The organism is Vibrio tapetis subsp. tapetis (assembly GCF_900233005.1).
Classification (GTDB): Bacteria; Pseudomonadota; Gammaproteobacteria; order Enterobacterales; family Vibrionaceae; genus Vibrio; species Vibrio tapetis.
Genome location: NZ_LT960612.1, coordinates 1,684,735 through 1,698,088 on the forward strand (window position 1 = coordinate 1,684,735; position 13,354 = coordinate 1,698,088).

General features: G+C 42.7%; 16 protein-coding genes. 7 read left to right on the plus strand and 9 right to left on the minus strand.

Annotated features, from left to right (window positions below):
* Window positions 1-17: 17 nt before the first annotated feature.
* Window positions 18-797 carry a M48 family metallopeptidase gene (locus tag VTAP4600_RS24525; protein WP_102525300.1) on the minus strand — a complete coding sequence of 260 codons (780 nt, stop codon included), beginning with the start codon at window positions 795-797 and terminating at the stop codon, window positions 18-20.
* 83 nt (window positions 798-880) lie between these two features.
* Here VTAP4600_RS24525 and VTAP4600_RS24530 point away from each other — a divergent pair, with 83 nt between their 5' ends.
* The 4 genes from VTAP4600_RS24530 (at window position 881) to VTAP4600_RS24545 (ending at window position 3,651) form a co-directional block, all read left to right on the plus strand.
* Window positions 881-1,315, plus strand: a complete 435-nt coding sequence (locus VTAP4600_RS24530) for a hotdog fold thioesterase (RefSeq protein WP_102525301.1) — start codon at window positions 881-883, stop codon at window positions 1,313-1,315.
* Window positions 1,315-1,548 (plus strand): DUF3389 family protein, encoded by a 234-nt coding sequence (locus VTAP4600_RS24535; RefSeq protein WP_102525302.1) that lies wholly within the window; start codon window positions 1,315-1,317, stop codon window positions 1,546-1,548. Before VTAP4600_RS24530 ends, VTAP4600_RS24535 begins: the two co-directional genes overlap by 1 nt.
* A 104-nt stretch (window positions 1,549-1,652) precedes the next feature.
* Entirely contained in the window at window positions 1,653-3,341 is a 1,689-nt protein-coding gene (locus tag VTAP4600_RS24540; protein WP_102525535.1) for an SgrR family transcriptional regulator, read from the plus strand.
* 58 nt (window positions 3,342-3,399) lie between these two features.
* Window positions 3,400-3,651, plus strand: a complete 252-nt coding sequence (locus tag VTAP4600_RS24545; RefSeq protein WP_102525303.1) for a hypothetical protein — start codon at window positions 3,400-3,402, stop codon at window positions 3,649-3,651.
* Window positions 3,652-3,699: 48 nt separating this feature from the next.
* Here the strand turns inward: VTAP4600_RS24545 and VTAP4600_RS24550 are convergent, their stop codons facing one another.
* Both VTAP4600_RS24550 and VTAP4600_RS24555 read right to left on the minus strand, forming a co-directional pair.
* Window positions 3,700-5,229: a winged helix-turn-helix domain-containing protein gene (locus VTAP4600_RS24550; protein WP_102525304.1), complete on the minus strand. Its 1,530-nt coding sequence runs from the start codon at window positions 5,227-5,229 to the stop codon at window positions 3,700-3,702.
* Between the two features lie 165 nt (window positions 5,230-5,394).
* The gene (locus VTAP4600_RS24555) at window positions 5,395-6,441 is read right to left on the minus strand and encodes a hypothetical protein (RefSeq protein ID WP_102525305.1); all 1,047 of its coding nucleotides are present in this window, start codon (window positions 6,439-6,441) and stop codon (window positions 5,395-5,397) included.
* 395 nt (window positions 6,442-6,836) lie between these two features.
* Between VTAP4600_RS24555 and cutA the strand changes: the two genes are divergently transcribed.
* Window positions 6,837-7,160 (plus strand): divalent-cation tolerance protein CutA, encoded by a 324-nt coding sequence (gene cutA, locus VTAP4600_RS24560; protein ID WP_102525306.1) that lies wholly within the window; start codon window positions 6,837-6,839, stop codon window positions 7,158-7,160.
* On the opposite strand, the gene VTAP4600_RS24565 is transcribed toward cutA, so the two are convergent.
* Window positions 7,147-7,770 carry a DUF2238 domain-containing protein gene (locus VTAP4600_RS24565; protein ID WP_102525307.1) on the minus strand — a complete coding sequence of 208 codons (624 nt, stop codon included), beginning with the start codon at window positions 7,768-7,770 and terminating at the stop codon, window positions 7,147-7,149. The genes cutA and VTAP4600_RS24565 overlap by 14 nt on opposite strands.
* Window positions 7,771-7,873: 103 nt before the next feature.
* Window positions 7,874-8,389 (minus strand): GNAT family N-acetyltransferase, encoded by a 516-nt coding sequence (locus VTAP4600_RS24570; protein WP_102525308.1) that lies wholly within the window; start codon window positions 8,387-8,389, stop codon window positions 7,874-7,876.
* A gap of 169 nt (window positions 8,390-8,558) precedes the next feature.
* Here VTAP4600_RS24570 and VTAP4600_RS24575 point away from each other — a divergent pair, with 169 nt between their 5' ends.
* Window positions 8,559-9,182, plus strand: coding sequence for a DNA-J related domain-containing protein (locus VTAP4600_RS24575; protein WP_102525309.1), 624 nt, complete (start codon window positions 8,559-8,561; stop codon window positions 9,180-9,182).
* 77 nt (window positions 9,183-9,259) lie between these two features.
* A complete protein-coding gene (locus tag VTAP4600_RS24580) occupies window positions 9,260-9,733 on the plus strand; it encodes a LabA-like NYN domain-containing protein (RefSeq protein ID WP_102525310.1) in 474 nt (157 codons plus the stop codon).
* On the opposite strand, the gene VTAP4600_RS24585 is transcribed toward VTAP4600_RS24580, so the two are convergent.
* From VTAP4600_RS24585 to trxC, 4 genes are all read right to left on the minus strand, one after another.
* A complete protein-coding gene (locus VTAP4600_RS24585) occupies window positions 9,722-9,919 on the minus strand; it encodes a DUF2986 domain-containing protein (RefSeq protein WP_102525311.1) in 198 nt (65 codons plus the stop codon). The two genes, VTAP4600_RS24580 and VTAP4600_RS24585, sit on opposite strands and share 12 nt — an antisense overlap.
* Window positions 9,920-10,034: 115 nt before the next feature.
* Window positions 10,035-11,195, minus strand: coding sequence for an MFS transporter (locus VTAP4600_RS24590; protein WP_102525312.1), 1,161 nt, complete (start codon window positions 11,193-11,195; stop codon window positions 10,035-10,037).
* A 220-nt stretch (window positions 11,196-11,415) separates the two neighbouring features.
* Window positions 11,416-12,678, minus strand: coding sequence for an SGNH/GDSL hydrolase family protein (locus tag VTAP4600_RS24595; RefSeq protein ID WP_102525313.1), 1,263 nt, complete (start codon window positions 12,676-12,678; stop codon window positions 11,416-11,418).
* 207 nt (window positions 12,679-12,885) lie between these two features.
* Window positions 12,886-13,320: a thioredoxin TrxC gene (gene trxC, locus VTAP4600_RS24600; RefSeq protein ID WP_102525314.1), complete on the minus strand. Its 435-nt coding sequence runs from the start codon at window positions 13,318-13,320 to the stop codon at window positions 12,886-12,888.
* Between the last annotated feature and the right edge of the window lie 34 nt (window positions 13,321-13,354).

The window sequence follows — 13,354 nt, forward strand, 5'->3', positions numbered from 1 at the left end:
TACTTATATAAGGGGTGTTATTGGCAGTTTGGAGCTTTTACTTGAGTATTTGGCAGGGTACCTATTCGAGCTTGTAGATCGTTAATTCTAGTCGAGTGAGAAGGGTGTGTAGACAAGAGTTCCGGTGGCTGATTCCCACCCGACTCTTTTGCCATATTCTTCCATAATTCAACGCTTTGGTTAGGGTTGAAGCCTGATTTTGCCATTAAATCTAACCCGACAATATCGGCTTCAGATTCTTGCGTACGACCATATGGCAAAATCACCCCGTACTGCACACCAAGCCCTAAAGCACTCATGGCGGTATCGTGATATTGTTGGTCTTTTAGTACGGCGCTGCTTATTTGAAGCCCCGCGTTGGCAAGTTGGCTACTCGACAGTCTTTCGTTGCTGTGATCCGCTAAAACATGTGCAATTTCATGGCCTATAACAGTAGCAAGTTGGTCTTGATTTTTAGCGACTGACAGTAAGCCGGTGTAAACGCCAATTTTTCCACCGGGTAGGGCGAATGCATTAACTTGGTTGCTATCAAATACCACGACTTCCCATTCTTTAAAGCCGGGTTGAGCTGGAACATGAGCCGTTATAGAATCTGTCACACAACGAACGTAAGCGTTTGTTTTGCGGTTTGTCGATATCTTTTGTTCTTTTTTCATTTGTTCAAAAGACTGTGCGCCCAACTGTGCCATGTCTTGATCCGAAAACATGATCAATTGATTTCGTCCCGTAGGGGAAGTAGAACAAGCAGTAAGAGCGCTAAGCAAAATAGCAGTGGATACGACACGAAAATCAACCATTCGCTATCTCCATATTATTGTAAGTAATTATCCTGCTTTGATTATATATTGAATTGCAACTGGCTTCACCATAAGGAAACCAAATGAGTATCTGGAAAAAAGAGATCGGCTTAGAGATCTTGAATGGCTCATCAAAAAACACATTAATGGAACACCTTGATATCGTATACAGCGAGATAACCGATACCACCATTTCAGCCACTATGCCTGTTTGCTCTAAAACACATCAGCCACTGGGTATGCTACACGGAGGGGCTTCTGTTGTGCTTGCGGAATCACTAGGGTCAATAGCGGCGAACTTTTGCGTAGATGATAACGCCTACTGTGTGGGCTTAGACATCAATGCCAACCACGTAAGAGCCATGCGGAAGGGTTACGTAACGGGCACCGCGTCCCCTATTCATATCGGTGTTTCAACCCAAGTTTGGCAAATAACCATGGTAGACGAACAACAAAGGCTCGTTTGCACCAGCCGATTAACCATCGCAGTAAAACAAAAACGTAAGGCAAACAACTAGTGGTTATTGAATTTAGCGCAGGAAAAATCATCGTAACTCAATTTGAAATCGTGGTTCGCATTACAGGGGATCACCATATCGCTATGCAAGCTCAAACTGACGCGATTTCACTTATTGGCCGAGGCGCGAATGTTATTGCAGTGCAAGGTGCAGAGTCTACATGGTCAATAAAACTAGATGATGAGCACCAACTAAAAGCGGTAGCGGATGCGCTAGGCGTTGGCATAAGGTGAGCGTTTTTTGGCCTAGGCTGTATGTAAGATCATAGAGTTAACTCTACTTAGATGCTAAAATAAGGAAATCGTATATTTATAATTTCTAAATGGATTTCCTCATTATGAGCAGCCCTCGACTTCGTAGCCAATTTGAAACCCTATTTGAGCACTACCAAGGTGAAAATAGCGGCGTACAATTAGAAGAAATTACCGAGGTCTTGTTTTGCACAAGGCGAAATGCACGCATTGTGTTAAACAAATTACAAGAAGAAGGCTGGATAGAATGGCACCCAGCGGCGGGTCGAGGAAAGCTGTCTTCGCTGGTTTTTAAACAAAACAAACAAGATGTCAGCGAAAACTTGGCAAAGCGCTATTTGGAAGAAGGTAAAATAGGCCAAGCGCTTAATGTGTTAGAAAGAGACGCAGGTCGGCTAACGCAAGTAATACAAGACTATCTCGGCCTACAGCATCAAGAAGGTCAACAAGTGGTGCGCTTGCCGTATTATCGGCCACTCTCTATGCTTAACCCACAAAAACCAACTCGTCGATCTGAACAACACATTATTCGTCAGGTATTCAGTGGCTTAACCCGCCTTGATGAAAATGAAAATCTACAAGGCGAGCTCGCACACAATTGGGAAGAGATAAACGAGACACATTGGCGGTTCTACTTACGCTCAGGGGTGAGGTGTCATAATGGTAACTTACTACAGTGTAGCGATATCATTGCCAGTTTAACCGAATCGGCTAAGTTGCCTCTTTTTAGTCACTTAATTGGATTTGAACAGCCATCCCCTTGGGTCATCGACATACACCTTTCTCAACCTGATTGGCATTTGCCCGTTTTACTTGCCGAGACTAAGGCCAAGATTGTTCCTTCAATACACAATCTCCCCGAGAATTTCGATTTGCTGCCCATCGGAACCGGGCCATTCAAAGTGGTAATAAACGATGAAAAGCAACTTATTTTAGAAGCGTTTGATGGTTATTATGGTTTCCGACCGTTACTTGATAAAGTCGAAGTCTGGGTGATAGATGAAGCGTTCTCTACCTTGGTTTACCCGAGCTTACAGCATCCAGTGAAACCTGATAATCATGATCACGAAGAAGTTGAGTTAGATCCCGGCTGTACTTATCTGTTACTCAATAAAAAGAGTGGTCTTGCTCAAGACGAAGATTGGGCAACGTATTTTTGCGCGACCCTTAACAGTATCGCTATTTTCGAATTGCTCCCTAAAGACAAAATCGGAGAACTCGGTTTATTGCCTGCGTATGGCTTAAAGCCAGGATGGTTCCATACTAAGCCGGCAATCAAAAAACTCGATCCTCCTGCACAACGTAAAGTGAACATCGCCTATCACTGTTATCACCCAGGCTTTAAGTTACAGTCTAAAGCCATAGAAACCCTGCTTAAAAGAGATGGACTCGACGTAAACTTCGTTCGTTACGATGTCGATCTCCCCCATGATGCCGAAGTCGACATTTGGATGAAGCCAATGGGAATTTGCAATAACCGCGACGACGGGTTACTCGGTTGGCTATTGGGGTACGGTGATATTGAACGTATGAGCGAAGAGCAGGACTTTGAACAATGGCGAACTTTGGTTAATGAATGGCGTCATTCGCCAAACACCTCTTTCCCTGCGCGCCAGCTAGGCAAAAGTCTTGTCGAAAACAAACAACTGATCCCACAATTTCATTGTTGGTTAGGACTCAGTAAGGATCACTGTGGTTCGTTGCAAAACGCAAAAGCAAACGCACTGGGTTGGTTTGATTTTCATCGGGTATGGGTAAAACCAGACATTAGCTAAAACCTAACGAACCACGAGCGAGCCATTCCAATCCATCAAGCTTTATCGAGTGACTAATATGGCAAGACCAAACAAAAAAGGGCCAACCCAGACGGTTGGTATTTATTGCAGTAAATGCAAACAACACCTCTATAAATACAGAAAAGGCGGAAAAGGGGCGTTGGTTAAGTGTTTCATCGAACGTATTGTCGAAAACCACACTCTGGTGCCGTGTATTTGTCCATCTTGCGGAAGTGAATTTGCACGAGAAACGCTAATAAAAGGTGTACCAGCGTTTAAAATGATTGGCGGTAAAGTAAGAATGAAGTAGTGCCTATCGACTGCCTATATTCTCTCGCAAACAAAAGAGCGACGAACCTTATTGTTTACTCCCCGACAGATAGATCTCCGCCCTTTGACAATAATTAGAAAACGTATCGAGCCAGGTTTTCGCGTTGTGCTGAACCGATGGCACATCAACAATACGTAACCAAGGACTCAAACACGCTTGTTGGTCTTCGGGTTTAGACAACCTTTTAAAGATAACGTCGGAGGGCACTGATTTACTCAGGGCTACCATGGATTTTAGGTAGTTAATTCTAAAATCATCGGCTTGTTGTGTCTCCAAAGCAATATGAGACAGAACAAGGTACAGAAATGCATTATCGACCTGCTGATTAAATCGAGACTTGATAAGGTAGTCGTGAGAAGTGGCAAAGTTTCCTAGTTTAAAGTGCAGTAATGCTAACCAGATATCGGTTTCTTCGCTATGAAACTTAAAGCTATTCTCGACAAGCATTACCCATTGCGCAATCTCGCTCTGATCAAAAGTATCAGATGCTAAAATTTCTCGCGTCAGGTAACCGACGGTGAGTTCACTGACAAACCCTTTGTTGAGTGTTTCATTCAGAACGATATCAAGAGGCCGTTGAAGTGACTGCTGTAGGTTAGATGATGCTTCTTTAGGTTGTTCCAACTGGGGTAACTGAAAAAACTTAACTAAATCTTGGCCAATTTGTTGAACACCATTAATCAATCGATTGGGATCAAGCTGATACGACGCACGGTAAGCTAACTTTCCATTTTGGTCGTAAACAATATCAACGATGGCATTAAGTCGCTGCTCTGTCTCACTGTGGGTCAATTTAACATTGAGTCGATAATCGCTAGAAATGATGTTTCTAGCGCCTGGCCAATATCGCCCCTCACCAATCGGTGCTAAGAAATAGTCTGGTGCGTCTTGATTAACAATATTGGTGTAAGGATAGTTAACCTGCTGCTCAAGCAGGAGTATCTTTAATTCTTTGCGGTAGCGGCGCGACTCTTTATCGCCGACTTCAACTTTACTCAATAGCAACTCAACCACGGGGATGGTGATGTTTGATGTGGTTGCCGTAGGTAAAGCAGTTTTCTCGCCTGAAGAGAATAATAGCCAACCGATTAGTGCAAAACACGCGATTAAGGCGAGCAGATACATTGAATGGATCTGCTTTAAGTTTACATCGGCTTTAGCAACCAAAGAGATCGGTGTTTGGTTAGAGAGATCTCTTTCGATCAGTTGAACTTTATCTTGGCTAAAAAAATAGCCTTTTTTGGGATAAGTGACGAGCAGTTTGTTCGGGTCAAGGTTCGGTGCATGCTGTTTGAAGAGGGCTCTGAGCGTACTAATACGATTAGTTAGGACATTACGAGAGATATATTCACTTTGCCAAACCTCAGAAATAATCTTATCTGCGGATAAAGGGCTGCCCACATGCGACAACAGTACCTCAAGCAATTCTATCGCTCTTGGTTCTAGCTCTATCTGGACTTCATCGCAAAACAATTGTTTAAGTTCAGGGTTGTAAGTGAGGCTATCAAGGGCGATCAGCTTTCCCGTATTTCTTGCTTGAGTTAAAACGTCATTCATAGAGAGTTAGCAGAATAGTAGTGATGAGTATAAGAATAGATGGATATACATGGGTAGGGTGAATGTTATCAACTATAACAACAAAAATCATTTTTCATTATGAGCATTACCCAGACTCAGTGAACTTGGGTAATGCTGTTATTGGGTCAATACGGCCGCAACACGTTACAGTGAGGCTGGCTCCAACCAATTGTTTGCGCTTAACACTACGGCTTTATCATTGTCTTCTTCAATTGCTAAGTGCATAACTGCGAGGATATCAGAACCATTTAGCGACGTAGGCTTTGTCAACAAAAGAGTGTGGTTTTGAGTTACGACTCTGGACATAGCCAATTTAGTCGCTGGATCTAAACTAGTGCCTTGAACGTACGTTAAGCAAGAGTGCGCGTCTGCAGGAATCATTTGCTTTGAGATAAACATTAATGTGTCCGCTTGCTTGCCTTCAATGGTTGCGACGATAGAGCAATGGCTTTGACCTGAATCCACAATGCTCGCACGGATAGATAAGCTGTCTCCATCATTGACGAGTTGATACTGGTTGTACTTAGATGGGATAGAGTAGTCCGTCAAGGTTTGCCAGTTGGTAGTAGAAATCGACTGAGTATTCCAATCGTCCGTTTCAACTTTGAAAAGCAAACTATTTGGAATCGTCGTTAAGGGATTAGCACTTCCGGCAATCGTCAAACCTATGTCTTGAAAGACCAAACCATACTTAGCACTGAATGATTCGGACTGAATCTGAGAACGATGAATGGAACTCAATGAGCTAAGACGGGAATCGGCATATCCACTATGGGTATCATATTTAATACCGCAGCCATCGTACTCATTACACAAGTACCCAAAAGTATCGATACTGTGAGAGTTTTTAGAACCACCAACGGTTAATTCACTTTCAATGGTTAAGTGTTCAGCTTGGCCAAGTTTTGAGTGATCCGATACGCTCATTACCATAAATTCATGGTTACCATCTTCTTCGACAGCAAAAGCTGCGCCCAAGTATTTGGCGTTACTTTGACTATTTCGTACGATATCACCTTCGTCTTCAGCAAGGGTTGATAAATACAGGCCTTGAGGATATTTAGATTGCTGGAGGTTTGGTTTGGGTTTGATCTTATTGGCATCAACTGACGGGCCATTAGAACCGCCACAACCAGTGACTGTCGCCATTATCATAAGAAACGCGGAAGACTTAAATGAAGAAGTTAGCATGTAGATCCTAATTAAAATGAGGTTTAAAAGTGGCCAAATGTCAGCCCAAAATGGCTTAGCCTGTTTGAGATGGCACGGACTTTAGACCTAAGTGATGGGGGACGCAAAAAACAAAATCACATTCAAAGAAAATAAATCTTAATTTATATTTAACCATCTGTATTTATGGAGGAAATTTACTATTTCCGTTAGGTGGTCCATGCCGATTATTTTACTAAATAGAGTGCATTTTCTATCAACAGTTTTGGTTAAATCTCAAGTAAACAATGGTTCTCGAGGATAGGCTCAAGGTGGAAGAGACGTTATAATCATTATTGTCAGTAGATCTGAGGCGCTAAAGGCCGTGCCTAGCAAACAGGGTGAGATATATTTTATTAGAGTGAAGAGGATTCAATGTGGGCAGTCATCAATGCTGTACAGTACTAACGACTTGTAATAATCAACAGACGGAGAAGAATCTTATACATGCACTACTGCAATTGAAACTCGTCGCGTGTATCCAGGTGATGCCAATTGAAAGCCATTACCTTTGGAAAGGGGAAGTATGTTGTGACAACGAGAAACTCTTGATTATGAAATCAACAAGCGAACGGTTTGAGCAACTCAAACAAGAAATTGTAAAACTGCACGATTACGATGTTCCGCAAATCGTGCAGTTGCCCATTACAGCGGGTTTGACTGAATACTTAGATTGGGTTCAATCGTCTACCGATAGTTAACTTCTCTTGCCATCGATTTACTGTTGAAACTAAATAGGGCGAGGGCAGTGATGGCGCCGAGTGTGTCGCATAGCATATCTTTTTGGGCATCCCATATATCACCTTGAGAGCCTAAGAATGCGATGCCTTCGTCGCCGCCGGCTAACTCGGCATACCACCACTCAATAATCTCATAGCTTGCAGCCACACTCATTAACGCGAACAGGCCAAACATGGATGCCAAAACAGCGTTACAGTGTCCCTTACGATATAAGTACTCGGCAATTGGGTAGGCATAAAATCCAATGGAGAAATGAGCAACTCGGTCGTAGTGGTTTCTCTCCGATCCAATTAGGTCATTAAACCAATCAAAAGGGACTTCAGCAAAGGTATAGCGCGCTCCTACCGTGTGCATAACTAACCAAACAAACATCAGGATATAAGCGGTTTTGCTAAATTGAAACTTAGAATGAGTAACGATGATCAGTGTAAAAACGGCGAGAACAGGAATGATCTCAGCAATCCAGACCGCCCAAGACATCGGGTTTATCATCGAAAAAATCAAAACCGCGACATACATGCCGCTTAATGATAGTAGTGTGGGGTTCTGTTTTATACTTAGCTTTTCCATTTTTCATCCTGATGAATCATGATTGACTGAATATAGTCTCCCACACAATCGAACGGTGTACAATTGATATTTTGAACGCATCTACATTAGGCGAACTTGAGGATTACGTTCGAATCCAGTAACGGGCAATATTTGATTCGAATTCTGTAGAATAAACAATGGTATCGAGCTTTCCACCGTTACGTTCAATCACCTTTCTTGAAGGAAAGTTATCTTCGTCTGCGGATATCAAAACGGAATCGATGGACAATTGGCTTGCCATTTTTAGCCCTAATCCGAGCATGAGGGTAGCGTAGCCTAAGTTGCGATAGGCCGGAGCAATATCATAACCAATATGGCCGCAAAATTTTTCTAGGATAGGTGTGCTAATGTTATGTCTGATCCGAATAACACCGACGATACGAGAGTTTGAATCACACAGCCATCTATGGCTGCATGGGACATGTTGAGGCCGCAAATTTTGCCCTTGTTCTTCATCTTCTAGGCTTTTGATGTAACGGGAAAAACTCTCATTGGCGAGCGAATAGTAGTCAGCATTATCGGGGTCGTTGTCTGCCAAGTCGTAATAGAAGTCCAAAAATTGAGATTTTTGTTCCATACTCGGTATAACTAATTCCATGCAACCTCCTAAACATAACTAACTGATTTATTGTTATAAAAATTATTCTGTCATAGATTAAACCCCGTTACAAACTCAATTATGTGATGCCAATAGCTGAAACAAAAGTGACAAACGAGCCGTAATGGCTTTGAATAGTAGAGAGAATAAACTTATATAATAGAGCACTATGCCCGATACCAATCTTGTAAGCAGTCAAGACTCTCACATTGAAAACCCGTTAGTATGGCCAACGTTGGAAGTACTGCGTAAGCAGACCAGCGGCTGGAAGGTGCACACTTTGTGCTCCCATCTAGCGGAGTTAGGCTTTATCCCTTTTTTAGACGACAGCCCTGAAAAAGATCTGTTCAAAAGAAATTTCTTGATGATGAACGCTTTGTATCAACTACAGGATTTTATGTACCCAGATGCGTGGATACAAGTACAAGCGATGGACATTCAAATGATGAACGCAGCCGCTGCGACGGGGCATAGCATCGATTTAGAAGACCCTCTGAGGGATTACTACACCTGCTGGAGTAACTACGAAGCTCAAGATGGAGAAGTCAAACGCCTGCTGAACGAATTCTGGACTCGTTATCAGCACCATGTTGGCAGCTCAAACAACAAGGATATGGGGAGAGAAAAAGCATTAAGGTTATTAGAACTCGATAGTGATGCAACTCGGTTAGAAATCCGAAAGCAATGGCGTCGTATGGCCTTGAAGTGGCACCCGGATCGAGACGGTGGTAATACCGACAGATTTAGAGTGCTTTGTGAAGCTTGGAACGTGTTACGCGATGAAAAATTCTAACCGTCAATGACCTAAGCATTTCTTATTAGAAGCCTTTACGGTATTCTTCAAGCATAACTTTACTTGTGAGATATCCCGTGGAAAAAGTTGCTATTTTAGTTGATGTGCAAAACGTCTATTACACCTGCAAAGAAACTCACCGAAAAAACTTTGATTACAACACATTTTGGCGCCAGGCAACTCAAGGGAAAGAAGTCGTACAAGCCTTTGCTTATGCCATTTCAAGTACTCAAGAGAAGCAGCGCCAATTTCATCATATTTTGCGTGGTATCGGATTTAAAGTGCAACTCAAGCCTTGTATTCAACGTAGTGACGGCAGTACAAAAGCAGATTGGGATGTCGGTATTGCTATTGACGCAATTGAAATTGCACCAGAAGTTGACACTATCATCCTTGTATCAGGAGATGGCGATTTTGATGTGTTAGCCAGAAGAGTAACAGAAAAGTACGGTAAGCGTTTTGAAGTGTATGGTGTGCACGCATTAACGGCTCAATCTTTAATAGAAGCCGCTACGCAATACACACCAATAGAAGGCGAATTACTGCTCTGATGGCGCTTCGCTTTCAATGTTCTCAGTTTGTTCTGTCTCGACAGAAGCCGATGCAGCCTCTTCTAACTCCATTTTAGCTCGGTCAGCCTTAGATACATACTTTGGCTTGTTGCTAGTGTGCAGTTTAGAGTTCATCTTCTTTTGTTTTTTCTTAAGGATCTGGTTGATCTTCTTTTTACGGTTCATGTCAGTACTCGTCAAGACAGTCAGAATTTACAGAGCGCGCAGCTTACTGTTATTTTCACAAATTAACAAGCTCGGCACATCAAGGGCACTGAGTTAAGTGCCCTTATTTATCTCGTTACTCCCCAGCCATGACGGTCGGTTGATGGTTTAAGCTTGCGAGCAACATGTAAATGCTGGTGGCTAACAATGCAATAAACAGATACCCCATCAATCCTTCTGCGCTATTCATAAACTGATTCGCAACGATAGGTCCTGACACAGAGCCAACGCTGTAGCTGAACAGCATGACTTGAGTCGCCGACACGATGTTGCTTTCATGTAATTTGTCGCAACCCAAGTTGATAGCAATTGGGTAGAGCGCAAATGTCGCCATACCAAGAAGCGCCAACGCAAACGACAAAATCACTTCACTGTTTGATACGGTGGTTAAACCTACGGCAAATACTCCAACTAAGCAGAACAGCGCCATTAGTAGGGTACGAGCAATGTGCTTTAACAGCCAAGTGACGATAGGTTGCACTATCATGCCACCCAAGATCACCAATGCCATTAAGCTACCAATGTGCGATGTTTCGATATTGCGTTGCTTTAATTCAATCGGCATTAGCCCATAAATCGCCCCCAACACTAAGCCAGACACTATGCAGCCAATTAACGCCGCTTTGTTCATCTTCATAATTTGACGAAGCGTTAGGCTCTCATGACCACTTGAAACCGGGTTCACTGTTTTAGCCGCAAACAGAATAAGGATCGCTACGCCAATTAGGCTCACAATAGTAATGAACGGAGCATAACCATGTACACCGATAACGTTGATACCAAGCTGTCCTATTGAAGAGCCACCGTATAGCGCAGCCATGTAAATACCAAGTCTCTTACCTCGGCTGGTTTCATCACCGGTCAATAACCAAGACTCGACAATTACGAAGACTCCTGCAACTGCGATACCAGCAACGAATCGAGCAAACAGCCAAATAGCTTCTACTGGAAATAGCGGCTTAACAATTACGGTAACGGCGAGCACAACCAGGCAAAAAATAAATGATTGGGTGTGCCCCAATTTACTGACCAAGCTTTCAATGCAAACAGCGCCTACAAGTAAACCAGCATAGAAACTGCTCGCCAACCAACTCGCGAGATGCGTGCCCATGCCATATTGTTGAAGCATCAATGGGATCAAACTCATTAAGTATCCCGTCGCCACTGCGAATAAAGCAAGAGCGAGAACAGGTACAGTGATCGTATTTTGAGTTTGATTGGTTAACGTATTTTCCAACGCTGGAGCCTCCGAAAGTGAATAAATTTCAACGTATTTCGGGGCGAATATGAGGCTTAGACGGTAAAGAGTACAACGAATAATATTATTGTTTACGACAAAAATAATTTATCGAGGGAAAAGGGAAATGAGCTTAAGAATTGGGGGTGGTTTTGCAGGCAAGATAGAAAGATTAATAGAGAAGGGAGCACAAGGATGCCCCCTCAATTACTGAACACATTTAAAGCGCGTAACTCGCTAGCGATTGCTTCAAAATCTGATTTGCGATGTATTTATGCATTGCTGTAGTCGGGTGAGTTACCCCCCAAAATACATACTTGTCAGACCCATGATAAGCACAATCATTGGTCAAGCTGTGGCGATAAAGGTAATCCAGAGCATTACTACGATTGATGTTCATACAGGCATCACTAGAATTTTCGAAACCAAACTGTTTGGGATCGTCTGTGATTTGGCCAAACATTTTGTTTGCATCAACTAACACGACGTTGATGTCTTTGCTTTGGTAGTAGCGAGCTTGTTCATGGATAAACACGTTAAACTTGTTTATCTTTGCTCTGACGTTTTCGATCTCTTGTGCGGTTGAATACTTAAATTGCGGAGCTCGAGTCGCGTCAGGTAAGGTTAAAAGCAAAATGTTAGTGGCTCCTGAGTCTGTTAACCGGATCATTGCGCTACTGAAATCCGCTTTTACATCAGATACCTCTCGGTTGTAGTTCATAAAGTCATTAAGGCCAAACTCCAAGGTAAAGAGGGTATTTTTAGGCTGGTAGTTTTTGGCCATTTTCATATAGGTTAGATAGGACGTTACTTGATCGTAAATACCGGTAAGCGCGACGTACTGGTTGGTGCCTGCAGCTCCACCAACAGCCCAATTATAAAGCGGTATATTTTTAGCTCGAGCGACGTATTCAGTCCAAACTAAACCATTTGAGAATCGCCCCAAAAACCAAGAATCTCGGTTTGGGAATAACCACTGAGAACCATTGAACATATTGCCAGTGTCTGAAAGGCTGTCCCCAAACACGACCATTTTGTTGATCATCTCAGGCTGGAATGCATGGTCGTTTGTCCAAATAGAATGGTTGTAAGACATTCTGTGATCCGCAGCGTAATAACTTATGTCTGCGGCTTGGTTGTCGACGTTTAAGGTTTCATCACAACGCTGTTTGATCTGCGTTTGTGGGGTATTGGTATAAAACATGTTTTTGAACGAAATTGAGGAATACCAATAGCCATCCAGCGTAAAATCGCTGCCATCTGGGTTTTTAGCCCATTCCCATGTCGTCGCAGGATCATCATTATTGAAATGTGTTCTGTACCAGCAACGAACATAAGTATATGTCTCTGAACCCTGAATACTACTGACTTCAGCAGCAGTGATGGCTTCAGGAGTAACGATATTATCTCTATTTTCTAAAGCTATGGCATTGAAAGAAAAAGTCGGGATCAGAGCGGAAAGTAACAATAATGATTTATTCATAGTATTCATCTTATAAAATCGAGCCAACAGTGACAGTGTAGAGTATTTGCTCCACTCATGGAAGGCGTCAATATATTCGTATACGGCTCACGTTATAGATGGTACGAAGATCGAAAAATAAACAGAAAGAGGGAAAAGAGAATAGAAACTGAACAAACGTTGCCTAACACACTGAGTTATCAGGCAACGTAAAAGGGACGTCGTGGATTATTTCGAGATAGCTTGAGAAAGCCATTCGTTGAACTGAGACTTAGGAAGTGCTCCATTCAACATATCTACGCGTTGCCCATTTTTAAATACCATTATGCAAGGAATACTACGAATCTGATATTGTGCAGCTAATGCTTGCTGAGCCTCTGTGTCCACTTTAATAAAACGAACATTGCCTGATTGCTCTTGAGCGACATCCGAAAAAACAGGCGCAAATCCGACACATGGGTTACACCAAGGCGCCCAAAAATCTATCACCACCGGTTGCTCGCTATTTAGTAATGCAGAAAGGTTGTTTTCTGTACCCTCAATAGGTGCACCGTCTAGCAAAGAAGACTGGCAACGGCCACAGGTAGCAGATTCTGAAACGCGCTCGTTAGGAATGCGGTTTAGCCCTTGGCAAGAAGGGCAACGTGTGTTGAAACTGGTCATATACTTTCTCTTTTTATTATGTATTTTCGACAGC